Raw genomic sequence first — 26,815 nt, 5'->3', positions numbered from 1 at the left:
GGCCTGCTCCGTGCCGCACTGCCGCGCCGCAGCCATCTTGTTTCTTCATCCGGGCCGCACCTGCCGCGAGCCCGCTTGCCACCGATAGCACGTATGAACCATCTTCGCATCGCCACGCTCTCCGCCCTGGTCGTGGCCGCATCCAACGGCGCCTGGGCCCAGGCCGTTCCGTCGCAGGATGCCGGGGCAGCCGCCTCTGCCGCCATCAGTACCTTGGACATGGCGCCCGCCGCACCTGCCGCGGAGCCGGCTGACACCGCGTCTTCGCCGGCCGCAGACGCCCAGGCTGCCAAGGAGCCGCGCATCATTCGCGGCAACGATCAGGTCATCGCGCCGCCCAAGGCCAGCATCCGGCCCATCGCCGGCGCTCCCAGCTCCTTCAAGTTCGAAGATGCGCCCATTGCCGAGGTTGCCAACGTCATCCTGGGTGAGGTCGCCAAGATCGACTTCGTCTTCCATGGCCAGGTCAACGGCTCGGTCACGCTGGCCACGCGCGAGCCGGTCACGCCGGACCAAGCGGTGTTCCTGCTGGAAACCGCGCTGCAGGCCAACGGCCTGGTCATGGCGCGCGACGCCCGCGGCACCTACCACATCGGCAAGCCCGACGCGCTCAAGGGCATCGTCGCGGCGCCGCGCCAGTCCGTGGGTGGAGCCCTGCCGCCCGGCTACGGCGCCGTCATCGTGCCCCTGCGCTATATCGGCGCCGGCGAAATGGCCACGATCCTGCGCCCCATTGCCGGCGGCGACGCGCTGGTGCGGGTCGATACCCTGCGCAACCTGCTGGTCATGGTCGGCACGCGTGCGCAAGCCGAGGGCTGGCTCGACATCGTCTCCACCTTCGACGTGGATTTGCTCAAGGGCATGTCCGTCGGCGTGTTCCCGCTCAAGTACGCCTCGGTGGCGGAGGTGCAGGCCGCGCTGCAAATCGTCAGCGGCGGCGGCGGTGGCGGCCAGCCCGCGGGCTCCGCGCCCTCGCGCCCGGCGGCTCCTGGCGCCGCCACCGCCTCCACGCCGGGCGCGCCTTCGCAGGCCGCTGGCGCCGCGGCGGCACTGGCGGAATCCAATCCGCTGTTCGGTGCCTTGCGCATCATGCCGATCGAACGCATCAACAGCATCCTGGTCGTGACGCCACGCGCCGCCTATCTGGAAGAAGCACGCCGCTGGATCGAGCGGCTCGACAAGCCCAGCGACAACGGCAGCGAGCCGCAACTCCACGTCTATAACGTCCAGAACGGCAACGCGCGGCATCTGGCCCAGGTGCTGAGCGGCATTTATGGTGGTGGTGCTTCCGGCGCCAGCGGCGGCACCGGCATTGCGCCTGGGCTGGGTTCGTCTTCGGGCATCAGCGGAGGGTTCGGCAACACCGGCTTTGGCAGCGGCAATTTCGGCTCCAGTGGTTTTGGGGGCGGGACCTCCGGGGGCTTCGGTATGGCCGGTGGCGTCGGCCTTGGCGGCAGCAGTTCCTTCGGAGGAAACACCAATACCGCCAACCAGCAGGCGGGTCGAGGTGCCAGCGTCAGTGCCGTCACCTTCAACAATGGCGTGCGCGTCATTGCCGACGATGTCAACAACGCAGTGCTGGTCTACGCGACCAACGGGGAGTTCAACAAGATAGAGTCCACCTTGAGGCGCCTCGACGTGCGGGTGCCGCAGGTGCTGATCGAGGCCAGCATCGTCGAAGTCACGCTCAAGGGCAGTCTTCAATATGGTCTGGAGTGGTCTTTCAGCAACGCCGGCCGTGGTCTACGAGGTACGGGTGGTCTCAGTCTCACTGATTCGGGGAAGGTCGGTGACCTGCTGGGCCAGGGATTTTCCTACTCTGTCATCAATTCGGCAGGTGCGGTGCGGGCTGCGTTGAACGCCTTGGCTACCGACTCTCTCGTAAAGGTCATCTCCAGCCCCTCCTTGATGGTCATGGACAACCAGGTGGCCTCCATCATGGTGGGGGACCAAGTCCCCATCGTGGGCCAGACGGTCATCGTCCCGGGTGTGGGTTCTTCGAGCAGTGTTCAGTACAAGGATACCGGAGTGCAATTGCAGATCCTGCCTTCCGTCAATGCTGGCAACATCGTGACAATGCAGCTCACCCAAGCCGTGACGGATGTGGGCGCGGTAACAACCGCGGGGCAGCAACCACCCTTCCGTCAGCGTCAAATCACCAGCAAGGTTGCAGTGCGTTCTGGGGACGCAATCGTGCTCGGTGGCTTGATTCGAGACAACACCCAGAACGGCAACAATGGCATTCCTTTTCTCAAAGACTTGCCCCTCATTGGTGCCGCCTTCGGCGCCACCACCGTGGCGAAGGATCGCACCGAACTCATCGTCATCCTCACGCCACGCGTGATCCGGGCGGACGAAGACATCCGCGACGTCGGCTCCGAAATGCGCGATCGCATGAAGGGAATTTTCTCGGATGACCGGCTCTCGAACCTGCGCGGTTCGTCGCAGCGCGGATCGGACTCGCTGGTGGAGCAGTCACCGGGAATGTCCAAGCTGCCCGACCCTGCCACCTACATCAAAACCCCCAATTGAACCCAGACCAAGAGGCCTTGCCCATGTTGCGTACCTGCAGCCATTCTTCGCCCGACCGCAATGACGTTTCCCACGCGGCGCCTGCCCATCTGCGCCGCGCCGTGCTGGCCGTCGCCCTCGTGGGCGCGGGGCTCTGGCTGTTCGGCTGTGCCGCCGTGGCACCCAAGACGCCCGAGCAGATCGTGGCCGAGCGCGCCGCCGAGCGCTGGAAGCTCATGATGGCGGACAAGTTCGAGGGCTCCTATGAACTAACGGCGCCCTCCTATCGGGCTCTGAAGGACTTCAAGGCCTATCGCCTCAACTACGGGCCGGCAAAGAGCTGGGTCAGTTCGGAGGTCGTCAAGGTCACGTGTGCGAGTGCTGCCAGTTGCACCGCCGTGCTGAAGGTGACCATCAAGAACTCCACACCGATCCGCGGCCTTCCCACCTTGACCACCGCGCTGGACGAGAACTGGGTGCTGGAGGACGGGCGCTGGTATTTCCTGCCCGCACTCTGAGCAGAAGCCGTGGCCCGCGCGCCGGGGCCATGGCCGCTTGCCACGGGCATCGCAACGGCTGAAGCGAAGCCTTTGCCTGAATGTGTCCGCGAGATGTGGCTTCGACAGCCGCATCGTTCTTGCCCGTCGTCTTGTGCGCGTTGTGGTCCGCTCCGGCTCAACATTTCGCAAAAACGTGACGCAATCCGCTATAAAAAGTTTGACGCCGGCACACAGTCCGGCTACGCTTCGCTCCGCTCTCGACGAGACGTGGGTGCGCGAGGGAGGACGTTGGTTCGTCCTGCTGTCTTTGTGATGCTTTTAACGGCGGTGCGGTGAACAAGATTGCTACATCAATGCCGGGTGTATCCAGGGTGTTGCAGGTGTCCAACAAAAGAGGGGCGTGTGAGCCAAAATCTGCTGACACCAAGCTCTCCCTGCTAACATCTCGTGGCGTACACGCTCTTTGTAGTTGCGCTTACCAACTTTTTCCATGGAGTTATTAATGAAGAAGAGTCTTCTGTCTCTGAGCATCGGCGCCTTCATCGGCGGCCTGACGCTCGCCGGCGCAGCCAACGCAGCCGTGTCTATTGCTGGTACTGGTACTGGTACTGGTGGCAACAAGCTGACCACGACCACAGCCACCGTCCTGGAGTTGAATCCCGGCGGCATCGGTCACATCGGCATCATTCCTTACTTCAGCACGCAGAACGGCAACCACACGCTGATCAGCATCACCAACACGGACGCCACGAATGGCAAGGCCGTCAAGGTGCGCTTCCGCAGCGCCGCAAACTCCGACGACGTGTTCGACTTCACGCTGTTCCTGTCGCCTGGCGACGTGTGGACGGCTGACGTCGGCAAGGATGCCGCCACGGGCCTGTCCCAACTGTATACCGCAGATAATTCCTGCACCTTGCCCGCAAGCGTGAACGGCAAGTTCATTACCGACCGCCTGCCCCCGACGTTCACCGACGCTCAAAAGGCCGAGTGGACCCGTGAAGGCTACATCGAAGTGCTGAACATGGCTGATGTGCCTCCGCAACTGAGCGATGGCACGACCACCAATCCGCTGTTCACCGCTACCAAGCACATCAATGGCGTCGCTCCTTGCACCGGTTCCACTTTGACCGCGCTTGCTACCGACAATGTTACGACGGACGGTGCGAAGTTGAACGCGCTGGGTCTGGATACGCCGTCGGGCGGCCTGTACACCAACGCCTTCATCATCAACTCGGCCAACGCCTATATGGCATGGTCCACGGAACCTACGGCGGTGGAAGCTCGTGCATCAGCCGGCGGTGCGCCGGGGCGTGGCAATCTGGTTTTCTCTCCTCAGACTGGCAACAAGCTGGGTAGTGGCGAGGTGACTAATATTGGCAATTTGACGGCTGACCCGCTGTTGGTCAGTGGCGCTCCCGTGCCGTACGTGAGCGGTATCGTGCCTTTGCAGTTCGACTTCCCGGATCTGTCCACTCTGTACATCGGTGCCAGTACCACGACGACCACGGCTGCTTCGCAGGCTGCTGCTCTGTCCAAGGCACTTGCTGTCAGTACTGTCAAGAACGACTACAGCACTCTGGCCTCCATCGGCTCCAAGACGGACTTTACGTTCTCCATGCCGACGCGTCGCTACGCTGCTGCAGTTGACTACTCTGCCAGTCCGGCCAAGGTCGTATTCAATGGGGATAACCCCACTTACTTCACCGCTGCCAATACTACCGTGAAGGGTAATTTGGCTTGCGTGCAGCCTGGCGGTTCCGTGACCGGCTGGAGCCGTTCAGAGCAATATCTGACGAGCGGGCCCGTGATCTCCCCAGGTACGGCTACCACGCTGCAGTTCTGCGGTGAAGTCAGCGTGCTGACGGTCAATAACAATCCGACGAACCCGGCTGGTAACGGTGTTCTGGGTGCCACCGTGGCCGTGCAGAACCTGTACACCGGTTACCAAGAAGGTTGGATCAATATTGGGACCCCGGGCCTGAGCAATGCTGGCCTGCCGGTGCTGGGCTCTGCCTACACCAGTGCCGTGGGTGCCCCGGCTGCTGGTATGTCCACCAACTACAGCTGGACGTACGCTCACAAGTTCACCAAGGCTGGTGCACAGTAATCCAGGCGATGTTTAGGTAAGCGCGCTCGGCCTTCAAAGGCTGGGTGGCTAAAGGGCAGGAGAGTGATCTCCTGCCCTTTTTTATTGGATGCTCCGTGGGGGTATGGCGCCGCCCGCAGGCGGGTGCTGCACAATATGCGGCTTTTGGGCCCATTGCTTCTTATGCCAACTCCATTGATCCCGTTCTTGCCCGCTGTGGCATCTTCTGGGCATTCTTCGCCCGTTGCTCGATTGGCCGGCCGCCGCTTGATCGCGGGCTGTCTGACGCTGTCCATGCTGTCGTGTGCATGGGCGCAGCAGTCCGTGGTGCAGGGTGCGGACGGCGTGCAGATCACCGATGCCGACCTGACGGCGGAGGTGCTGCGCATCCCCGGCGCGGCCGAGAGCAAGGTCTTCGGCAAGACCGAGAACGTGTCTGCCGCGGCCTCCAACCTCTACACCCGGCGCGCGCTGGCTGCCGAGGCGGAGAAGGCGGGGCTGGACAAGGACCCGCAGGTGATCGCCTCGCTGCGCATTGCGCGCGACCGGGTGCTGTCCGATGCACGCATTGCCCAGATCGACAAGGCCGCGGCGCCCGATGCGGCGGCGCTGGAGAAATACGCGCGTGCGCAGTACAACGCCAAGCCCGAGCAGTTCCGGGCGCCGGAAGAGGTCCGGGTGCGGCACATCCTGATCCGCTCCACCGAGCCGGATGCCAAGGCCACGGCGGAGAAGCTGCTGGCCGACCTGAAGGCCGGCGCCGACTTTGCCGCGCTGGCCAAGGAAAAGTCCGGCGACCCAGGCAGCGCCGCCAAGGGCGGGGAGCTGGGCTTTATCAAGAAGGGGCAGATGGTCCCGGCCTTTGAGCAGGCCGCCTTTGCGCTGGAAAAGCCGGGCGAATTGTCGCCGGTGGTGGAGAGCAGCTTCGGCTTCCACATCATCGAGCTGGAAGAGAAGAAGCCTTCTGGCCTGTTGCCCTTCGACGAGGTCAAGCAGGGCCTGATGGACAGCGCCCGGGTCAAGGTGCTGGAAGATGCCCGCGCCGCCAAGGCCGCCGAACTGCTGAAGGACGCCAAGTTCGACGAGGCGGCCGTCGAGGCCTTCTCCAGCCGCTACCGCTGACCTGTCCTGGCCCCGTGCCCGGCTTCGATCCGAATGCCGGGCCCTGTTGCCCGGCCGACGCTTCCTCCTACCCTTGAACCCCATGCCTGTGCTGGATGACGCACGCGCCCTGTGGCGCGCGCGCGCGCTGGTGGCGGTGATGACGCGGCGCGAGATCGCGGCGCGCTACGCGGGGGCCGCGGGCGGCATCGCCTGGGCCTATGTGCAGCCGCTGCTGACGGTGGCGGCCTACTTCCTGGTGTTCGACGTGGTGTTTGCCATGCGGCTGGGCGAGAACGCGCCCACGCACCGGGCCGGCGCCTACCTGATCGTGGGCTCGCTGCCCTGGATGGCGTTCTGCGACACGCTGGGCCGCACCATGAACAGCCTGCTCGATGCGGGCAGCGTGCTGCAGAAGAATGCGCTGCCGCCGGTGCTGTTCGTGGCCCGCTCGGCCTTTGCCAGCAGCATCGTGTACGCGCCGCTGATCCTGCTGCTGGCGGTGGCCTATATCCCGGCCCACCACATGAGCCCGGCGCTGCTCGCCCTGCCTGTGCTGCTGGCCCTGCAGGTGCTGCTGTGCCTGACGCTGGGCTACCTGCTGGCGATTTTGGCCGCGGCGCTGCGCGATACGGTGCAGATCGTGGGCTTTCTGCTGTCGGTCGGCATCTTCCTGTCGCCGGTGCTGTTTCCGCTGAGCCTGTTTCCCGCGGCCTGGCGCTGGGTGCTGTGGCTCAACCCCATGACGCCGCTGCTGCTGGGCTACCAGAACGTGCTGCTGCAGGGCGCCTGGCCTTCCTGGGCGTCCTGGGCCGGGGCGGGCGCGTGGTGGCTGGTGGCTTTGGCGCTGCTGGCGGCCGCGGTGCGCCGCAGCCGCGAGCAACTGGTGGACTGGCTGTGAGCCCGCCGCTGCAAGCCTCCGGCGCGCCGGTGCTGCGGGTGACCGGCGTGGGCAAGGAGTACCGCCTGTACGCCTCGCCGCGCGACCGGCTCAAGGCGCTGGTGACCGGCCGCCGCTACCACCGCAGCCACTGGGCGCTGCGCGAGGTGTCGTTCGAGCTGCGGCGCGGGCAGTGCCTGGGCGTGATCGGCGACAACGGCGCGGGCAAGAGTTCGCTGCTCAAGCTGCTGGCCGGCACGGTGCAGCCGAGCACCGGGCGCATCGAGCGCATCGGCCGGGTCACGGCCATCCTGGAGCTGGGGGCGGGCTTCCACCCCGACTTCACCGGGCGCGACAACCTGTATTTCGCGGGCAGCCTGATCGGCATCGGGCAGGCCGACATGCAGCGGCTGGAGCCCGAGATCGCCGAGTTCGCCGAGCTGGGCGATGCGATCCACCGGCCGGTGAAGACCTATTCGTCCGGCATGGTGGTGCGCCTGGCGTTCGCGCTGGTGACGGCGGTGCAGCCCGACGTGCTGATCATCGACGAGGCGCTGGCCGTGGGCGACCAGCATTTCCAGAAGAAGTGCATCGAGCGCATCACGGCCTTCCGCAAGGCGGGCTGCACGATTCTGTTCTGCTCGCACAGCCCCTACCACATCCGCCATCTGTGCGACGTGGCGCTGTGGCTCGACGGCGGCCGGGTGCGCGAGATCGGGCCGACCGAGCCGGTGCTGGGCGCCTACGAGATGCACACCCGCCTGCGCAATGCGCAGGATGGGCTGGACATTGCCGACCCGATGCCCGGCGCCGACGGCGAGTCGGGCGGCGCGAAAGCCGCCGAACCGATCCCGCTCCCGCCGAGGGAAGAGGGCGCCGCCTGCATCGTGTCGCTGACGGTGGCCGGCCTGGGCGAAGGCGATCCGCCCTTGCTCCAGAGCCGCGACCTGGTGGCGACCATCACGGTGCGCGGGCGTGCGGACGAGCGGCCCAATATTGGTTTCATGATCGAACAATCCAAAGGGGTCGGGATCACTTCGCTGGCAACGCACGAAGAAGGGGTCACACCCATATCCATGGGCGATGGCCTATGGCGATCAGTGCTAACCTTTCCTGATTTGCCGTTGCACAGTGGGGAATACGTGGTGAGCGCATTCCTTTTTGACGAAAGTGGCCTGATCGTCTATGACCAATGGCTTTACTACATGCATTTTCGCTTCGTCTCGCCAACCTTAATGCCAGGATTGGTTCGCCTACCTCATCGGTGGTCCTGAAGATGCGAGACTTGCATCAGTTTAACTAAATTGCTGCACGACATGCTTTGTAGTATGACGTGCGTAAGATATGAGATGATCGAATGTACGAATCACTGAATGGCGAGACGCCCGCCGAATTGCTGGCGCTGGGGCAAGCTTGCATAAAGTCCGGAGACCTGGCCGCAGCGGCCAATTTCCTATGCCGTGCGCGTCAGTATGAAGAAACACGTATATCGGCGCACAATTTGATAGAGCACCATTTGTTGGACGGTGCATTTTCGCCTTGGGTAGGTGTGCAATGCGCAATTGCACCTGCGGACGATATTTTTCGATTTTTTTCTACTCACCCAACCAGTATTAACCCGTTGCGCGACTACTTCGCGGATGGCTGGCGCACCTTGTCTGAATTGATGCTGCTTCTTGAACGTATCGACCGACCATTGGCAGGAGTGCACCGATTTTTAGAGTTTGCCAACGGGCATGGGCGCTTCACTCGTCATTTAGTCAAGGCTCTGGGGGCGGATCGTGTCGTGGTATCGGACATCGTGCCGGATGCGGTGCAATTTTGTCGCCAGACATTGGGCGTTGAAGGTGTTCAGTCCGCAGTGGTGCCCGAGGCGCTGGAACTCTCAGATACGTATGATGTCGTGTTCGCGCTTTCGCTGTTCAGCCATCTACCACTTAGTACCTGGCGGCGTTGGCTCGCACGGCTGTATGACTGTGTAGCGCCTGGAGGTGTTCTTGTTTTCACGACCCACGGAGCGGAGGCTGTGCGCCGGCAAGGGGTGACGTTGGATGCGAATGGATTCCACTTTGTCCCCGCTAGCGAATCACTTGCTATCGATACGGCTGAATACGGCACTACCTTCACTTCAAAGGATTTCGTGCTGGCGCGTATTGCTGAAAGCATGGGTTCAGATAGGTTGGCTCTGTTTAGCCCAGCCCATTTTTGGGCGCATCAGGATGCCTACGTGATAACTCGGCCGTAATTTTCTAGACACTTAAAGATCATCGAGCCGAATTCCGTTTGCCGCCCAGCAAGGGAAGTTCCAAGAAGTGATACGAAATGCTGGCTAGTAGCAGGGTCAATGAAGCGCTTATCAATAAAACCCCGACTGGTTGGAGTTGTAGCAGTTCTCTGCTCAAGTCTATTAGAGGGTAGTGCCACAGATAGAAGCCGTAGCTGATTGTGCCCACATACCGTATTGCCGGGTGGGAGAATAATTTGAAAAGATAGGTGGTAGGTGGCATAGCCAGGAGGCCTGCCAGAAGCGCCAGTGATAGCAACGTGCAAATTGGTTGAATCCACGCATACCAAATATGCCAACGAAAATCGACATTGAAAGCCGCCCACCACAACAGTGCAAGCACAGCGGTACTGGCCCAGCCTGATGCGAGCCAATTGGATATCGCGCGGACGTGTCGAGTGTGGAACGTGAGCGCCAGAAGAGCCCCTAGTCCCAGGCTATCGAGTCGCATGTCGGTGCCATTGTAGAGTCGTTCTATGGGCACGCCTCGTAATGCAAGGTGGGTGCGCCATGCCATACAGAGAATCACGACAGCACTTAAAAATACGATCCAGCGGGTCGAATGTAATGCAGATGGTGTTCCGGTGCTATTGGCAAGGTTGCGGGGTGCGGGTCCGATGGACAGTCCAGCGATAAGCAGCAGAGGCCATACGAGGTAGAACTGCTCCTCAATGGCCAACGACCAGGTGTGGCCAAGGATGCCGTCGTGTGGTATAGCAAGCGCACGCAACCAATTTTCAAAATAAAAGATCGCTGCCAGCAGATGCAACCCGGGGTTGGGGCTCGTTCGACCGATGAGCGCGCTGCACAGTCCAACGAAAGCGACTACCAGCAATAACGCTGGTGCCAATCTTCGGAAGCGCCGCCGATAAAACTCCAGAAGATTGATTTTTCCATTCTGTTGCCATTGGCGCACAAGAATGCGTGTAATCAAGAAACCACTCATCATGAAGAAGGTATCCATGAAGATGAATGATCCAGGTAACCATGAATATTGAACATGACCCACCAGTACGGTAACTGCAATCATGCCGCGCAAGCCATCGAGTGTCGACCAACGAGTACTGGCACTGCGAATGCCATCGATCACCTGCATGTGATGTGCGGGGTCTTTGTTCCCCATATGGGCTGTCTTCATGTGCTCAGCCAACTCTTGATGCGCGTTTGTACTCGTAGTGGGATCGCCCGGGCGACGCCGCGCAGCCCCGGCGCAGAGCGCAGCCGCACCAGCATGCGCAGCAGGCCGCGCCGCGCATGCAGGCCGGTCTGGCCGGGCAGGTCGGTACGGTCGGGCTGGTGCGCGGCGATGAACTCGCGCGTCAGCGGCTCGGTGGGCGGCGTGGGCGGCAGGCGGTCGAGGTGGGTCAGGTAGTCGCGCGCATAGTCCCAGTCCTGGATCAGGGCCTCGGTGCCGGGATGGGGCGCCACCGCCCAGTAGGGGGACGGCGAGGTGCCGGTGACGAAGTGCCGCTCGCGCAAGTCCTCGAAGAAGCGCAGCCACTCGCCCGCGGGTGTGTTCCAGGGCCGCAGCCAGGTCCATTTGCGTCCGCTCAGGCGTTCGGGGAAAGCGCCCAGGTCCGGCGCCACCACGGGCATGCCGGCCTGCAGGCAGGCGCTCAGGGTGTAGCTGTAGGTTTCGGGCCACTGGGCCGGGAACCAGATCAGGTCGGGCTGGAGCCAGCGCAGGAGTTCGGGCAGTTCGGCCTCGTCGTACTCGCCGTGCACGCTCAGCGCGCTCTTGGGCCGGGTGCGCAGGTTGCGGTAGGCGTAGCCCAGCAAATGGAATTCCACCGGGGCGCCGCGCCTGTGGGCCTCGACCGCCACGTCTTCCAGCACGTCGGCGCCCTTGATCGGGCTGAGGGCGCCGATGACCACGACCTTCAGCGGCGCGTCCTCGGGCAGGCGGCGGGGCGCGGGCGCCGGCAGGGGCTTGTCGGCCGCCACGTCGGTGTGGGGCGCCACGCACACGTCGGCCTGCGGCAGGTAGCGCAGGAAGCGGCGCGCGGCATCGCGGCTGGGGACCAGCACGTGGCGCGCGCGCAGCACGAAGCTGCCGTGGCGCGCGCGCCAAGCATCGATGTCCATGCCGCCCGGGGCCGGGCTGCTCTCCAGGCAGTCCATGCATTGCCCCCGGCCTTCCTCGCCGCAGTAGCCGTTGCGCTTGTCGGTCATGGAGATCTGCGGGCACAGCGCGTAAAAGTCGTGCGCGGTGAAGTCGAAGGGCAGGCCCAGGCGCTCGGGCAGCGCCATGACCTCCTCCCCGTGCCCCAGCAGGTGGTGGTAGTGGATGTGGCGCACGCCCAGGGCCCGCAGGGCGGCGACGAGATCGTCGAATTCCTCGGGCAGGCGGAACATCATGGCCAGCGCTTCATCCCGGCCCACCAGCCGCAGCAGCACGCCGCCGTGCGTGGGCGCGAGCATGAAGAAGCTGGCGTGGTCGCTCAGGTGTTCCGCCAGTTCGCCCACGTGCCGCAGGGTGCCGCCCTGGCGGTCGTGCATGACGGCCAGGACCACCGGCAGGCCGCGCGCCCGCACCCGGGCCAGGTCCACCGCCTGCCGCGCGCCGCGCGCCGGGTCGTCGGCGATGAAGCGGTGAATGGCGGGCTCGTAGTGCGGGTACATGCGCCGCAGCGTTTCCATGGCGGCGCGCTCGCGCGGGCTCTTGGCGTCACCGAAGCTCACGCCGCCGGCGTGCATGACGAAGGTGTCCAGCGCATGCAGGTTGCGCCAGCCGGCGGCCGCGGCGCGCAGGCAGAAATCGTTCTCTTCGCCGTAGCCCTTGCCGAAGGTTTCGACGTCGAACAGGCCGACCTGGTCGAGGCAGTCGCGCCGGATGTACATGCAGAAGCCGATGCCGGTGGGCACGTCGGCCACCTGGCCCGCATTGGCGGCGGCGAAAAGCCGGTCGAGCGCGGCCGTGTCGTAGCCGGCCGGCAGCGCGTTGTCCTGGCAGAAGCGCGGATAGCTGCAGATGGTGGCGTTGTTGGAGAAGGGCGTGACCGAGGCCACGCGCGCGTCGGAGTAGGCCGCGCGGCGCAGGCGGTCGAGCCAGTCGTTCGCGACCTCGGCGTCGCTGTTGAGCAGCACCACGTCGTGCGCTTCGCTCAGGGCCATGCCGCGGTTGACGGTGCCGACGAAGCCGAGGTTCTGCTCGTTTTCGACCAGCAGATAGCGGCTGTCCTGGCCCGCCATGCTGCGCAGCCACTGGGTGACTTCGGGCTCCGGGCTGGCGTCGTTGATGACGATCAGGCGCAGCGGCGTCCGGCAGTTCTGGGCCAGCACCGACTCGACGCAGCGGCGGGTGTCTTCCAGCCCGCGGTAGACCGGGACGATCACGTCGACCGGCTGCGCCGGCGGCGTCACCGGTTGCGCGTCGCGGGGCTCGGCGGTGCCGCGGCCGGCCGACAGCTTCAACTGCTGCTGAAGCCACATCTTGGCCTTGACCACCGGCCGCGTGGCGCGGAAGACGGTGGACTGCTCGATCCAGCGCAGGTGGGTGGCCAACTGGTCGAATTCGCCGACCAGGCGGTGGTGGTCGGACTTCAGCGCATTGAGTTCGGCGCTCAGTCCGCGGCGCTGTTCCTGCAGCAGCTTGTTCTGCTCGGCCAGGTGCACGCGCTGCTGGCTGACGCTGGCGGTCTCGGCGCGCTCCTGCTGCAGGGCGTGCAGCGCCTCCCTGCGCTCGTGCTCCAGGGTGCGCTCGTGCTCGGCATGGTCGGCCGCGGCCTGCCGCCGCAGTTCCTCGATGCGCTGCGCCAGCGGCGTGACGCTGCCGGAAAGCGCCAGGTAGTCGGCCGACATGGGCCAGCCCAGCTCGACTTCCAGGGCGCACGCGGCCCGGGTGGTCTGCGGCGGGATCGGCAGCTCGATCCAGGGGTCCTCGCCGTGCAGCAGCACCATGGCCGCATCGGGCAGCATCGCATTGTTCGACAGCACCATCTGCTGGTGCTGTGCCTCCAGCAGCGCGCCGAGGCCGTCGGCGCCGCCGTCCCAGCGCCACAGGACTTCGTCCCGGGCGCCGCGCAGCGTCAGGGCGTGCAGGTGCAGAAAGCCGGGCCGGTCTGCCGGGTCCAGCCGCAACTGGGTGGTGCCGGCACCGGCGGGCAATGCGAAGCGCAGCGTCTGCCGCGGCTCGCCGATGGTGCCGATGGCCGTGAGCTTGGATGCTTCGTCGTAGCGGCCGTCACGGCCCAGGTACAGCTCGGCGGTGAAGACGGCGCGGCCGTCCTCGGGGCCGGGCGGCAGCGGCCCGGGCGCTGCGCCCTCGGCGGCCGGCCGTGTGCGGGCGATGAACTGGTAGGTGAGGGAGTCCGGCCGCGCCAGCAGGTAGCGCGCCACGGCAGGTGGCAGGTTGTCGAAAGCCACCTTGAATTCGGAGGCCGCGAGTTCGCGGCGGATTTCCTCCAGCCCCTCCAGGCTCCAGCCGGCTTCCTGGAGGAAGCGCGACAGCGAGCGGCGCGTGAAGAAGCGCAGGTGGGTGCCGTCGAGCAGGCCCTCTTCGCGGTAGCGGAATTCCCCGAGCATCAGCTCGCCGATCAGCCCGCAATAGGCCGCATTGGGGATCGAGATCAGCACCTGGCCTTGCGGCGTGAGCAGGGTGCGCGCGGCGTCCAGGATGCGGGTGGGGTTGCGCAGGTGTTCCAGCACGTCGGCGCAGACGATGGCGTCGTAGCGCATGCCCCCGAACATCTGCACCAGGTCGCAATTGTCCAGGTCGGCCACTTCCAGGCGCCGATAGTGAGGCCGGGCGTGCGCTGCCTCTTCTTCATTGAACGTGACGCCATCGACCGTGCATTGCCTGGTTTCCCGCAGATACTGGCCCAGCGCGCCGCTGCCCGTGCCCAGGTCCAGCACGGTGGCGCCAGGGCTGATCAGGCCCGAGAGGACCGACAGGGACGTGCGTTCATCGTCTTTGATTTCTCGGAGATATACATGCAGATCTCCTATCTTTTGGGTCATGCCGGGATTATGCCGGGCGCCCCCGGCGGGATAATGCGCGCTTTTCAGGAGCATTCGGGCCAGGCGTGACGAGGCGAGACGATTCAAAAAACGGGCTGGCGGTGTCGGTGGTGAGCCACGGACACGATGCCTGGTTGCCCGGCCTGCTGCAGCAGCTTGCGCGCACGGGGGCGGGGCGGATCGTGCAGGTCATCCTCACGCACAATCTGCCGCCCGCCGCCACCGCCTTGCAGGAAGGCGGCTGGCCGTTTCGCCTGACGCAGGTCATGAATGCCGCACCGGCCGGTTTTGGCGCCAACCACAACCGCGCATTCGAGCGGGCCGATGCGCCCTTGTTCTGCGTGCTCAATCCCGACATGCGCCTGCCGGACCCTTCGCTGTGGGACGCCCTCTGCGAGGCGGCCGCGCGCCCGGGCGTGGGGTGCGCCTACCCCCGCCTGCTCGATGCCGACGGTGCCGTCCAGGACAGCGAGCGCTCGGCGCTGACGCCCTGGGCCCTCTTCCGGCGGCGCGTGCTGCGGCGCGCGGACGCGCGGGTGGACTGGGCCAGCGCGGCATTGTGGGTGCTGCCGGCTCCGGTCTACCGGCAACTGGGGGGCTTTGACGAGCGCTATTTCATGTACTGCGAGGACGTGGACTTTTGCCTGCGCTTGCAATTGGGCGGCTGGCGGCTGCTGCGCGTGCCTGTCGATGCGGTACACGAAGCGCAGCGCGCCAGCCACCGGCAGTGGCGGCATCTCGCCTGGCACCTGCGCAGCCTGTGGCGGCTGTGGACGGGCGCCGTGCTGTGGCGCTATCTGTGGGCGCGCCGCTACCTTGTTCCTTCGGCATGAGCAGGGCGGTGCGCGCCGGCCGCCACGTCTTTCATTGGATTCCATGACTTCTTCCCACTCATCTTCGTCCGGCTCCGGTGACCGGCAGGCCGGCGATGCAGGTTCCCGTGCACTGGCCGTGGCGCTCCTGGCCTTCGTGGCGATCGTGCTGTTGCTGGGGGTGCTGGCGTCCTCGCGTCCCGGGCCTCTGCTGCTGGCGCCCATGATGGGCCTGGATGCCTGCCTGTTCGCCGACCGGCCCGAGGAGGCGGCCAGGTCGCCGGCGATCGCGCGGGAGTGCCAGGGTGCGCAGGCGTCGGCCGCGCCCATCATCGAGTCCACCCTGCGCGCCCTGGGCGAGCGCCGCACCAGCCGGGACGGCACGCTCGAGATGGGCTACACCCTGAACCTGCCGCTGCTCAAGTTCCTGACGCTGCAGCAGGGCCAGTGGACCGTGGACCAGGAGGCCGTCGGGCGTGCCGTGCGCTCGGTGCGCGACGCCGACCGGCCCGTGGTGCTGTACCTGTTCTCCACCCACTTCGGCAGCGCCGCGCCGGCCGAGGCCGCGCTGGCGCAGGATGCCGACAACCTGCTGCAGACCCCCGAAGGGCCGCTGGGCAAGGACCGCTACTACCAGACCGATATCTACCCCTGGTCCTTCGTGCGGCTGGACAACGGCATCACCCGCGCCCGGGAGTCGGTGGTCCGGGCCTTGCTGCAGGGGGTCTGCGGCCTGCCTCAGGCCGCGCGGGAGCGGGTGCGCGGGGTGACGCTGCTGGGCGAGCTGCACCAGATGTTTCCCCGCTTCGAGGATGGCATGGGGTTTTCCGGGCCCTACGTGACCACGGACTACAGCGCGGCGAGCGTGCAGGGCTTCCGGCAGTTCCTGCGGCAGCGTTTCGGCACGGTCGAGCGCCTCAACGCCCAACTGGGGGCCGGCTTTCGCAGTTTCGACGAATTGGCGCCACCCTCCAGGGACATACGCTCTCAGCCTCTTCGGCACTATTGGGAGCACATCGACGCCTATGCCGCCGGTACCCTGCCGGTGATGGGCTGGCTGCACGCCCCGGGCCGCGGCGCGGCCGACGCTCCCTGGGTCAGGGTCTACCTGGATGGCAGCCTGGCGGGGCGGGTGCAGGCGCGCTTCGGCCGGCAGGACGTGCTGGCGGCGCGGCCGGAGTTCAAGACTGCGGACCTGGGCTGGCGCTTCGATCTCGCGTATGCGGGCCTGCCGCCGGGCATGCATCGCCTCGACATCTACATGGAGGAGGGCGGGCTCCTGGCGCGCCTGGACACCCGCCACATCGCCATCATGGACCGGGCGCAGACCGCGCCGCAGGCTCTGCCATCGCGCCCGCTGCCAGTCGCGGCGCCGGTGCCGCCCGGGGTGGAGTTCCATGTGGATGCGCCGGCCGAACTCTCTTCGTACTACTTCAATCCGCTGGTCCCGCTATGGAACGCGTTCCGCGCGCGCCAGGTGCGCGACTACCTGGACCACTTCCGTGCGGTAGTGGCCGGCTCCTGCGTGCCGCCCGAGCGCATCTATTCCCACCAGATACTGCCCTTCGTCAATCCGGGCTGGGACGTGAGCAAGTTCGCGGTCGAGCAGGACCTGGACGTGCCGGCTCGCCTGGGGCTGGGCGTGAGTCTCTACGGCGAAGCCAGCTATGGCGCGTCCTTCTTCGACTGGCTGCGCCACAGTGGCCGCGACTTCTACGGCGTGACCGAGTTCCACCCCCTGCGCGCCATGTCGCCCGATCAGTTGAAGGCAGTGCTGCGCCGGCATGCCGAGCATGGCGCGCGGTTCCTGTCCTTCTTTGCGGAAGCGCAGGGCTCGGGCCCCTGGCGCGAGGGCGTGAGCAATGTCATGTCCTTCGACGCGGCCAATCCCCACCACGGTTCGGCGCCGCTGCGGGCGGCGGTGCAGGCCATGATGCAGTGAGCGTTTGGCGGTTCGCCGCGCAAGGCCGACGGTCTTGGTGACACGCTTGCCTTTTTTGTCACGGGCGGTAAGGGCCGGCTGAGAAATGCCGGAAAATGCGCCCACCGTGCGCGGGCTCCAGGGGCCGGCGACGCGCTTCAGGCCATGCATATTCCGGTGACGGCGCTGGCAAATGTTTGACCTAGTTTCTCGATGGTTTCCTGCCCATGGTGTTTCTGTTCTGCCTCAGCGCGTTTGCCGCCGCGTACGTTGCGATCCTGCTGATACGTAGAGCGCGCGGCCATGCGCGGCGCTATGGCAAGAGCAAACCGCAGCGCTTCCACGTGGGCGATATCCCGCGCGTGGGAGGGCTGGCCATTTTCGCCGGCACCGCCTGTGGCTGGACCGCCGCGGCGGTTGCATTCCACTTCGAGAACCGTGGCTTCTTCGACATCACGCTCGCCGTGGCGCTGGCATGGGCCGCCATCTCCCTGCCGGCGCTGATCGGCGGCGTGGCGGAAGACCTGACGCAGCGGCTCGCGGTAGTGTTCCGGCTGCTGCTCACCGGGGGATCGGCGGTCATGGCGGTGGTCATGCTGGATCTGTCCATGGTGCGGGTCGGCATTCCGGGAGTGGACGCCTTGTTGGCCGGCGTGCCGCTGGCCGGAACTGCGCTGGCGCTGGTGGCGGTCGCGGGGTTGCCGCATGCGTTCAACATCATCGATGGCTACAACGGCCTGGCGGGCATGGTCGCGCTCGTGGCCTGCCTGGCACTGACCTATGTGGCGCTGCAGGTGGGGGACCGGCAGCTGGCGGGCATCCTGCTGTGCCTGGCCGGGGCCACCGCCGGCTTCCTGTTCTGGAATTTCCCGCGCGGGATGATTTTTGCGGGCGATGGCGGCGCCTACTTCTGGGGCGTGTGCATCGCTGTGGCCAGCCTGGTGCTGGTCAAGCGCCATCCTCAGGTGTCGCCGTGGTTCCCGATGCTGCTGCTGATCTATCCGGTGTGGGAAACCTTCTTTTCCATCTACCGCAAGCTCACCCGCGGCATGTCGCCCAGCGTCGCCGATGCGCTGCACTTCCATCAGCTCATCTATCGCCGCGTCGTGCACCGCGTATTTCACGACGACGAGACGCGCCGCATCCTGATGCGCAACAACCGCACGGCGCCCTATCTGTGGGCTTTCACCATGCTCACGGTCGTGCCCGCGACGATGTTCTGGCGCACCACCTGGGTCCTGATGCTGTTCTGTGCGTTGTTCGCGCTGAGCTATGTCGGGGCCTACCTGATGATCGTGCGCTTCAAGGTGCCGCGTTGGCTGCGGCGCTGAGGGCCGCTGCTGCGGCACAATGCGCGGCTGATTTCCTCCAACCCACCCGCATCATGACCGACGCAGCCTCCATTGCGCCGCGCGACAAGGCCGAAATCCTGGCCCAGGCGCTGCCCTACATCCGCAAGTTCCACGGCAAGACCATGGTCATCAAATACGGCGGCAACGCCATGACCGACCCGGCGCTGCAAGCCGACTTCGCCGAGGACGTGGTGCTGCTCAAGCTGGTGGGCATCAACCCCGTGGTGGTGCATGGCGGCGGACCGCAGATCGAGACGGCGCTCAAGCGGCTGGGCAAGACCGGCACCTTCGTGCAGGGCATGCGCGTGACCGACGCCGAAACCATGGAAGTGGTCGAGTGGGTGCTGGCCGGCGAGGTGCAGCAGGACATCGTGGGCTTGATCAACCAGGCCGGCGGCAAGGCAGTGGGCCTGACCGGGCGCGATGGCGGCCTGATCCGCGCGAGGAAGCTGCAGTTGCCCGACCGGGACGACCCGAGCCGCTTCCACGACGTGGGCCAAGTGGGCGACATCGTGAGCATCGATCCGTCCGTGGTCAAGGCTTTGCAGGACGACCAATTCATCCCGGTGATCAGTCCGCTCGGCTTCGGTGAGGAAAACGAGAGCTACAACATCAATGCCGACGTGGTCGCCGGCAAACTGGCCACCGTGCTCACGGCGGAGAAGCTGGTGCTGCTCACCAACACCCCCGGCGTGCTGAACAAGGCCGGCGAACTGCTGACGGACCTCAGCGCGCGCGAGATCGACGCGCTGTTCGCCGATGGCACCATCTCCGGCGGCATGCTGCCCAAGATCGAGGGCGCGCTGGATGCCGCGAAGAGCGGCGTCAACTCCGTGCACATCATCGACGGCCGCGTGCCGCATGCCTTGCTGCTGGAAATCCTGACCGACCAGGCCTTCGGGACCATGATCCGTTCCAGTTGACTGGAAAACCCAGGGCGCGGGCTTCGCCTATTCGCCAACCCCTCGCGAGGGAGCACATGCTGTGCCGGCGGAGGTGTGAGAAAATCCACATCAAGATACGCACAGTTACAAAATGCCCGAGTCTGCCCTTACTTCCCTCCCGGAGGACGCCTTGCCGTCCGAAGCCGCGGCAGCGTCGCGCAAGCGGCCACGGCCCGGCGAGCGCCGCATCCAGATCCTGCAGGCCCTGGCGGCGATGCTGGAGACGCCCGGAGCGGAGCGCATCACCACAGCGGCACTGGCGTCGCGCCTGGACGTGAGCGAGGCCGCCCTGTACCGCCATTTCGCGAGCAAGGCGCAGATGTTCGAAGGCCTGATCGATTTCATCGAGCAATCCGTCTTCACCCTGGTGCAGCAGATCGCGATGCGCGAAGTCTCCGGCGAGGCTCGAGCCCGGCAGATCGTGGACATGGTGCTGCACTTCGGAGAGAGGAACCCGGGCATGACGCGCGTCATGGTGGGCGATGCGCTGGTGTTCGAGCATGAGCGGCTGCAGCAGCGCATGAATCTTTTCTTCGACAAGATCGAAGCCGCTCTGCGCCAGAACCTGCGGGAAGCGGCCCCATCGGCAGATGCCTCGCCGACGCCGGACGCCGACGCCCAGGTGCTGGCTTCGCTGTTGACCGCATTCGTGCTTGGGCGCCTGCAGCGCTACGCGCGCTCGGGTTTCCGCCGCCTGCCGTCGGAACACCTGGAGCGCAGCCTGGCGCGCATGGTGGCTTAGCAAGCCCGCTCTTCCGGCCGTCCAGGCGGCGGCCCGAAGGGTTGAGCGACAGGGCATGCGGGCGGAGTTGCCCATGCTCGCTGCACCTCGGTGCAGCTCGCGCCGGGCGCCTTGCCCGCGCACTCCGTCGCTCAACGCAGGGTCATGTCCAAGCCCGACAGCCTCCTGGGCCGGGCGCCCGAGAGCGTTCAATACAATGAACGGCTGCATCGGGACATCCAAGGAAAGATTTGAATCCGCATTCTCCATTCCCGACGGGAATGAGATCCATGGTCCATGTGCTCCTGCGCCATCGTGAACTTATTCAGCAGATGACGTGGCGGGAGATCATTGGCCGGTACAAGGGCTCGGCCATGGGCCTGCTCTGGTCGTTCCTGAACCCGGTGCTCATGCTGGCGGTCTACACCTTCGTGTTTTCCGTGGTGTTCAAGACCAAATGGGGCGGCAGCGATCCGGTGGAGAGCAAGACGCTTTTTGCCTTGCTGCTGTTCACCGGCATGATCGTCCACGGGCTTTTTTCCGAAGTGGTGAACCGCGCTCCATTGTTGATCGTGAATAACGTCAACTATGTGAAGAAGGTGGTTTTCCCGCTCGAGATTCTTCCCGTGGTGACCTTGGGCGGAGCCCTTTTTCACAGCCTGGTCAGCTTGTGCGTGCTGCTGATGGCCTTTGCCATTTTCAACGGCTTCGTCCATTGGACGGTCGTGCTGCTGCCTTTTGTCGTGATGCCCCTGGTCATCATGTGCCTGGGCCTGGGGTGGATACTGGCGTCTCTGGGCGTTTTCGTGCGCGACGTGGGGCAGACCACGGCGCTGTTCACCACGGTGATGCTGTTTCTCTCGCCCGTTTTCTATCCGGTCACGTCGCTGCCGGAGCGCATGCGCTTCTGGATGATGCTCAATCCCCTGACGTTCATCATCGAGCAGACGCGCGAGGTGCTGATCTGGGGACATGTGCCGCACTGGCCCGGGCTGCTCGCCTATACCGTGGGCGCCCTGCTGGTGGCCTGGGCCGGGTTCTTCTGGTTCCAGAAGACGCGCAAAGGGTTTGCCGATGTCCTCTGAATCCGCTGTTGCGATTCGCGCCCAGGGTCTTGGCAAGTGCTACCACATCTATGACGCCCCGGCCCTGCGCCTGCGCCAGTTCATTCTGCCGCGGCTGCGCAGGCTCATGGGGTTTGCCGAGCATTCCTACTACCGCTCGTTCTGGGCCCTGAAGGGGCTTGGCTTCGAGATCCGGCGCGGGGAGACGGTGGGAATCATCGGCCGCAACGGGTCGGGGAAATCCACGCTGCTGCAGATGATCTGCGGCACTCTGGTGCCGTCTGCGGGCGAGGTGGAAACGTTCGGGCGCATCGCCGCCCTGCTGGAGCTGGGCTCGGGCTTCAACCCGGACTACACCGGCAGGGAAAACGTCTACATGAACTGCACCGTGCTGGGGCTGAGCAAGGAGCAGATCGACCAGCGCTTCGACAGCATCGTGGCGTTCGCGGACATCGGCAACTTCATCGATCAGCCGGTGAAGACCTACTCCAGTGGCATGTTCGCGCGCCTGGCCTTTGCCGCGGCGATCCACGTCGATCCCGAAATCCTGATCGTCGACGAGGCGCTGGCGGTGGGCGATTTCGCCTTCCAGTTCAAATGCCTGCGGCGTCTCAAGGAACTGGCGGCAGCGGGCTGCACCGTCCTGTTCGTCACCCATGACATCGAGCAGGTCCAGCGCCTGTGCAGCCGTGCGCTCTACCTGCGCAACGGCGAGGCCGTGTTCTACGGCGAGGCGGGAGAAGCCTGCAGCCGCTACCTGGCCGACGTGCGCGAGGCGGAGGGGCCTGCCGCCGCCAGCGAGCCGGCGCCCGCCGTGCCCCTGTCCGGCGGCGGCAGGCTTGCGGACGAGCAGATCCACCGCGAATTCGCCGAGCGCGTGGCAGCGTACAGGAGCGGGTCGCGCCAGCAGGGGGAAATCCTGGCGCTTTCCGTCAATGGCGTGCATGGTGCGGAGCCCTATGTCGGCTTTGCCGAGCCGCTGGTCGTGGAAATCACGTTCCGCCTGTACGAGCCGCTGCCGAACCCCGCACTGGCTTTCTACGTGGTGGACGCGGCGGGACAATTGCTGATCGGCACCAATACCCACAACGAAGGGGTGGACCTCCGCGCATGCGGCACAGGAGACACCTGCAGGCTGCGGATTTCGCTGGAGAACCGCTTGCGTGCGGGGCGCTTCGGGATCCAGGCGTTTCTCGTGGACTACCAGCCTTCGGTCGCGACCGACTACATAGACTACATCGAGTTGGCGGGCTCCTTCGTGAGCGGGCAGCAGCCGGGCGTGCAGCGCTGGGCGCTGGTGTCGCCGAGGCTTTCCGTGGACATCTACCGGTGATTTGAGTATTCATGAGCATTCAACCTGCGCAAGACATCGAGCGGCACTACGCAGAGGCCGACCCGTGGGGATATGACGGCAATCCCCATGACCAGCGCAGAAAGTCCGAGTTGCTCGCGCTGCTGCCCGAGCGCGAGTGGAACCGGGTGCTCGACATCGGCTGTGGCAATGGCTTCGTGACCTTCGATCTGCCAGGCCGTGAAGTGCTCGGTCTCGACATCTCGGCCGCCGCCATCGAGTGGGCGCGCGCGCGGCAGGCGCGGCTCGGGCAGGCCGAGGCCCGCCGGTTCTCGTTTCATGCAGGCTCGATGTTCGACCTCGACTCCGTGGTGAGCGGCAGCTTCGATCTGGTGGTGATCACCGGAGTCCTGTACCCCCAGTACCTGGGCGGCGCCTTCTCGGTGCTGCAGACGCTGCTCGATGGGGTGCTCTCCGAGAAGGGAGTGGTGGCCTCCTGCCATATCCATGAATGGCGGCCTGCCCGCTTTCCCTATACCCTGCTCGACGTGAATTTCTATCCCTATCGCGAGTACATGCACCGCCTGGAGGTGTATGTAAGATGATTCTTCTCTATCACAAGATCGCGGCCACGTCGCCCACGCAGTGGTGGATCACGGCGGACGCATTCGACCGTCAGCTCGCCGACCTGGCCGCCTTCGACGTGGTGCATCTGGCCGACTACGACAGCCGCAATCCGCGGCATGTGGCGATCACCTTCGACGGGGTCTACGAGAACGTCTTCCAGTTCGCGTTCCCCCTGCTGAAGAAGTGGGGCTATCCGTTCGAACTGTTCGTGACCGGGAACTACCTGGGCGCGGACAACGCCTTCGACACCGCGGAGCCGCGGGCCAGGTTCTGCACCGTCGCGCAACTGCACGCCATGGCCGCCCACGGGGGCCGCCTGCAATGGCATACCGCGAGTCACCAGCGGCTGGCGGGCCTGGGCGAGCAGGCGCTTGCCACGGAACTGACGGTGCCCGATGGCCTGCGGGCGCAGTTTGCGCCGCCCCATTTCGAGTGGTTCGCCTACCCGCACGGAGACCACGCGCCGGCCGTCGTGGACATGGTGCGGGCGCGCTACGCGGGCGCCCTGTCCTGCGTGGCGGGCAACGACAGCGACCGCTACCAGCTCAACCGGGTCACGGTGGCGGAATCCTCCCGCTTCGCGCGGAAGCGGGTGAGCATCGTGGTGGCGAACTACAACTACGGCGCGTTCCTGCCCGAGGCCATGGAGTCGGTGCTGGCGCAGACCATCCCCCCGGACCAGATCGTCCTGATCGACGATGCATCCACCGACGGCTCGGCCGAGATCGCGCAGCGCTATGCCGGCGTGGCCACCGTGGTGCTCAACGAGCGCAACCTCGGCATCGTGGAGAACTTCAACAAGGCGGTGCGCCTGTGCAGCGGCGACTACATCGGCTTTCTCGGCGCGGACAACCGCATGCGCAGCGACTACGTGGCGCAGTGCCGCGCCGCGCTGGACCGTAACGAGGGCGCGGCCATCGCCTATACCGACATGGCGATCTTCGGCCACCGGGCGGCCGAGCTGGCGTCCAAGGTGGGCGCCGAGCGCATCGGCCAGAGCAGGCTGGAGCGCTGGCCGGTGTTCCTGTGGCGCTTTCCCGACCCCACGCCCGAGGCCCTGGCCGCGCTGTCCGAGCGCAACTTCATGCACGGATCCTCCCTGTACCGCCGGCAGGCATTCGATCAGGTGGGCGGCTACCAGGGCTCGGCCGGGCCGGAGGACCACCACCTGTTCGTGCGCATGCTGGGCGCGGGCTGGAAGGCGGTGCACGTGGCCGCCCCGCTGATCGAGTACCGGCAGCATTCGGCCGGCCAGGCCAACACCCTGCTGGGCATGCAGATGGAGATGGTGCGACTGCGCGAGGCGGAGCAGCGCGATCGCGCGGCCATCGAGCTGGCCCAGGCCCAACTGCGCGCCTTGCAGCAGCGCAAGGACGAACTGGATGCCACGGTCGAGCAGGCCAATGCCCGCATCTGGACGCTGAACCACGAGAAAGGCGAGAAGATCGCTGAACTGGCCCAGGCGCACGGGCAGATCGCCGGGCAGCGCGAGCGCGCGGAGGGCCTGGAGCGCCAGCTTCACAGCATGTCGCAGCAACTGGAAGACCTGTCGCGCCGGCACGAGGTGGCCATCTCCGACATCCGTGCCCTGGTCAACAGCCGCTCGTGGAAGATCACGCGGCCGCTGCGCTTCGTCGGGCTTCTTGCGCGCGGCGAGTTCGCCGAGGCGCGGCGCCTGAGCTGGTCGCTGGCATCCCGCTCCCTGCGGCGGCTGCCCCTGCCGGTGCGCAGTTTCCTGACCCGGATGCGGACCCGGCTGATCGCCGCCTCGGGTCTGGTCGGCAACACCAGCGTGCGGCTCGACGCCGTGTCGCAACTGGTGCGCTTTCGCAACCGGTACAGCAGCCACACCCCCCTGCCGCCCGACGTGCTGCGGCCGCCGCGCCCCCCCGAATGGCCGGACATCGACATCAGCGTCGTGACCCACAACAACGGCCGCTGGCTGGCAGGCTTCGTGGTCAGCCTGCGTGCGCTCGACTACCCCCGCGAGCGGCTGCACCTGTGGTTCGTCGACAACCAGTCCACCGACGACACCCCGGCGCAGCTGCAGGCGGCGGTCGACACCCTGCGGGCCGAAGGGCTGGATGCGGCGCTGCTGCAGCGGCCGAACCACGGCTTCGGCGCGGGCCACAACGCGGGCCTGGCGCAGGGCCGCGCGCGCTTCATGCTGGTGTCCAACATCGACCTGGAGTTCGATCCCGGTGCGCTCCAGCAGGTGGTGGCCACGGCGCTGCAGGACCCGGCCGGCGCCGCGTGGGAGTTGCGGCAGAAGCCCTACGAGCACCCCAAGTTCTACGACCCGGTCACCGGCGCCGTCAACTGGAACAGCCACGCCTGCGTGCTGCTGCGGCGCCAGGCCTTCGAGGCGATCGGCGGCTACGACGACAACATCTTCATGTACGGCGAGGACGTGGAACTGTCCTACCGGCTCCGGCGCGCCGGCTGGGTGCTGCGCTACTGCCCCTCGGCCGTGGTCACGCACTACAGCTACGAGGCGGCCGGCCAGGTCAAGCCGGTGCAGTACACCGGCAGCACCTTCGCCAATCTGTACCTGCGGCTCAAGTACGGGCGCGCGGCCGATGCCGGCATCGTGCCCTTGATGGCGCTGGGCCTGCTGGTGATGCCGCAGCCGTTTCCCGGCGCGCGCAAGGCGCTGCTGCGCAGCTTCGCGCGCCTGGCCGTCAAGGCGCCGCTGGCCCTGGCGGCGCGGCGGCCGAGCGACGCGGTGTTTCCGTTCCAGGTCTGGGACTACGAGATCCGGCGCGATGGCGCCTTCGTGGAGGGCCATCCGCTGGCCGGGCAACGGCCGCTGGTGAGCGTCGTCACGCGCACCTTCCAGGGCCGGGAGAGCCTGCTGCGCCAGGCCGTGCTGTCGGTGGCGCACCAGACCTATGCGCAGGTGGAACTGATCGTCGTGCAGGATGGCGGCGACAGCGTGCGCCCGGCGGTCGAGGAGGTGGCCGGCGTGACCGGGCTGGACTGCCGCTTCATCGCCGCGCCCAAGCTCGGGCGTTCGAGCGCCGGCAATGCCGGCCTGGCCGCCGCGCGCGGCCGCTGGTGCCTCTTCCTGGACGACGACGACCTGCTGTTCGCCGACCATGTCGAGACCCTGGTCCACGCCCTGCAGCAGAACCCCGAGGCCGTGGCCGCGTACTCGCCCGCCTGGGAGGTCGAGACCGACTTCCCCGGCGGCGGCGCCGGCGAGTACCAGGAGGTCGCCTACACCGTGCCCCCGGTGCTCAAGCAGGCGTTCGATCCGGGCCTGCTGCAGGAGCGCAACTACATGGCCATCCAGTCCGTGCTGTTCGAGCGCCGGCTGTTCGCCGAGCGCGGCGGCTTCGACGTGGACATGGACGCGCTGGAGGACTGGGTGCTCTGGAACGTCTACGCCGACGGCAACCGCTTCGCGTACGTGCCCAAGGTCACCTCGCTCTTCCGCACCCCGGCCAATGTGGAGAGCCGCAAGCGGCGCAACGAGATCTTCGCCAGTGCCTACGGCGACGCCCGCACGCGCATGGCGCAGCGCACCGCCGCGCTCCGGGAAGAAGCGCTGGCGGATTCCTCGGCGGTAGCCTGATGCTACAAAAAAAGTAGCTACATGCCCAGGTGGTCAGGGCAATCGCATCTAACCAGAGCCCCCATCCCCAGAGCCGCTCCCATGCCCATGAGGTGCTCCAGATAGGGCAGGCTCCAGCCAGCGCGCTTGCGCTTGGCCTGCAGCCCGAGCTTCACCGAGGTGTCGCGCGTGAGCATCTGCAGGGC

18 protein-coding genes are annotated in these 26,815 nt (G+C 65.9%); 16 read left to right on the top strand and 2 right to left on the bottom strand.

What is annotated here, in order from left to right; genetic code table 11:
- The first annotated feature begins 93 nt into the window (after window positions 1-93).
- From gspD to JHD63_RS08990, 7 genes are all read left to right on the top strand, one after another.
- The gene (gene gspD / locus JHD63_RS09020) at window positions 94-2,532 is read left to right on the top strand and encodes a type II secretion system secretin GspD (RefSeq protein ID WP_198970416.1); all 2,439 of its coding nucleotides are present in this window, start codon (window positions 94-96) and stop codon (window positions 2,530-2,532) included.
- A gap of 23 nt (window positions 2,533-2,555) precedes the next feature.
- On the top strand, window positions 2,556-3,029 hold the full coding sequence (locus JHD63_RS09015) for a hypothetical protein (protein WP_198970415.1): 474 nt from the start codon (window positions 2,556-2,558) through the stop codon (window positions 3,027-3,029).
- A 484-nt stretch (window positions 3,030-3,513) separates the two neighbouring features.
- Window positions 3,514-5,118, top strand: coding sequence for a cell surface protein (locus JHD63_RS09010; protein WP_198970414.1), 1,605 nt, complete (start codon window positions 3,514-3,516; stop codon window positions 5,116-5,118).
- A 246-nt stretch (window positions 5,119-5,364) separates the two neighbouring features.
- Window positions 5,365-6,219 carry a peptidylprolyl isomerase gene (locus JHD63_RS09005; protein WP_233167835.1) on the top strand — a complete coding sequence of 285 codons (855 nt, stop codon included), beginning with the start codon at window positions 5,365-5,367 and terminating at the stop codon, window positions 6,217-6,219.
- Between the two features lie 82 nt (window positions 6,220-6,301).
- Window positions 6,302-7,099 carry an ABC transporter permease gene (locus JHD63_RS09000; protein ID WP_198970412.1) on the top strand — a complete coding sequence of 266 codons (798 nt, stop codon included), beginning with the start codon at window positions 6,302-6,304 and terminating at the stop codon, window positions 7,097-7,099.
- Window positions 7,090-8,352 (top strand): ABC transporter ATP-binding protein, encoded by a 1,263-nt coding sequence (locus JHD63_RS08995; RefSeq protein WP_445327099.1) that lies wholly within the window; start codon window positions 7,090-7,092, stop codon window positions 8,350-8,352. The genes JHD63_RS09000 and JHD63_RS08995 overlap by 10 nt, the downstream gene beginning before the upstream one ends.
- Window positions 8,353-8,435: 83 nt before the next feature.
- Window positions 8,436-9,323 (top strand): SAM-dependent methyltransferase, encoded by an 888-nt coding sequence (locus tag JHD63_RS08990; protein WP_198970411.1) that lies wholly within the window; start codon window positions 8,436-8,438, stop codon window positions 9,321-9,323.
- Between the two features lie 19 nt (window positions 9,324-9,342).
- On the opposite strand, the gene JHD63_RS08985 is transcribed toward JHD63_RS08990, so the two are convergent.
- Together JHD63_RS08985 and JHD63_RS08980 are read right to left on the bottom strand one after the other, a co-directional pair.
- Complete coding sequence (locus tag JHD63_RS08985; RefSeq protein ID WP_198970410.1) at window positions 9,343-10,500, bottom strand: acyltransferase family protein; 1,158 nt, start codon at window positions 10,498-10,500, stop codon at window positions 9,343-9,345.
- Window positions 10,497-14,321, bottom strand: coding sequence for a methyltransferase domain-containing protein (locus tag JHD63_RS08980; protein ID WP_198970409.1), 3,825 nt, complete (start codon window positions 14,319-14,321; stop codon window positions 10,497-10,499). The genes JHD63_RS08985 and JHD63_RS08980 overlap by 4 nt, the downstream gene beginning before the upstream one ends.
- 110 nt (window positions 14,322-14,431) lie before the next feature.
- On the opposite strand from JHD63_RS08980, the gene JHD63_RS08975 reads away from it, so the two are divergent.
- The 9 genes from JHD63_RS08975 (at window position 14,432) to JHD63_RS08935 (ending at window position 26,630) form a co-directional block, all read left to right on the top strand.
- Window positions 14,432-15,154: a glycosyltransferase gene (locus JHD63_RS08975; RefSeq protein ID WP_198970408.1), complete on the top strand. Its 723-nt coding sequence runs from the start codon at window positions 14,432-14,434 to the stop codon at window positions 15,152-15,154.
- 43 nt (window positions 15,155-15,197) lie between these two features.
- Window positions 15,198-17,075, top strand: a complete 1,878-nt coding sequence (locus tag JHD63_RS08970; RefSeq protein ID WP_198970407.1) for a hypothetical protein — start codon at window positions 15,198-15,200, stop codon at window positions 17,073-17,075.
- 206 nt (window positions 17,076-17,281) lie between these two features.
- Window positions 17,282-18,385 (top strand): MraY family glycosyltransferase, encoded by a 1,104-nt coding sequence (locus JHD63_RS08965; protein ID WP_198970406.1) that lies wholly within the window; start codon window positions 17,282-17,284, stop codon window positions 18,383-18,385.
- 53 nt (window positions 18,386-18,438) lie between these two features.
- Window positions 18,439-19,329 carry an acetylglutamate kinase gene (gene argB, locus JHD63_RS08960; RefSeq protein WP_198970405.1) on the top strand — a complete coding sequence of 297 codons (891 nt, stop codon included), beginning with the start codon at window positions 18,439-18,441 and terminating at the stop codon, window positions 19,327-19,329.
- 112 nt (window positions 19,330-19,441) lie between these two features.
- Entirely contained in the window at window positions 19,442-20,092 is a 651-nt protein-coding gene (gene slmA, locus JHD63_RS08955) for a nucleoid occlusion factor SlmA (protein ID WP_198970404.1), read from the top strand.
- A gap of 269 nt (window positions 20,093-20,361) precedes the next feature.
- Complete coding sequence (locus JHD63_RS08950) at window positions 20,362-21,156, top strand: ABC transporter permease (RefSeq protein ID WP_370590437.1); 795 nt, start codon at window positions 20,362-20,364, stop codon at window positions 21,154-21,156.
- The gene (locus JHD63_RS08945; RefSeq protein ID WP_198970403.1) at window positions 21,146-22,468 is read left to right on the top strand and encodes an ABC transporter ATP-binding protein; all 1,323 of its coding nucleotides are present in this window, start codon (window positions 21,146-21,148) and stop codon (window positions 22,466-22,468) included. Before JHD63_RS08950 ends, JHD63_RS08945 begins: the two co-directional genes overlap by 11 nt.
- 11 nt (window positions 22,469-22,479) lie before the next feature.
- Complete coding sequence (locus tag JHD63_RS08940; RefSeq protein WP_198970402.1) at window positions 22,480-23,031, top strand: class I SAM-dependent methyltransferase; 552 nt, start codon at window positions 22,480-22,482, stop codon at window positions 23,029-23,031.
- The gene (locus JHD63_RS08935) at window positions 23,028-26,630 is read left to right on the top strand and encodes a glycosyltransferase (RefSeq protein WP_198970401.1); all 3,603 of its coding nucleotides are present in this window, start codon (window positions 23,028-23,030) and stop codon (window positions 26,628-26,630) included. The genes JHD63_RS08940 and JHD63_RS08935 overlap by 4 nt, the downstream gene beginning before the upstream one ends.
- The last annotated feature ends 185 nt before the right edge of the window (window positions 26,631-26,815 follow it).

Origin of the sequence: Xylophilus sp. ASV27, assembly GCF_016428875.1 — a bacterium.
Taxonomy (GTDB): domain Bacteria; phylum Pseudomonadota; class Gammaproteobacteria; order Burkholderiales; family Burkholderiaceae_C; genus Xylophilus.
This window is presented reverse-complemented; position numbering and strand designations above follow the sequence as displayed.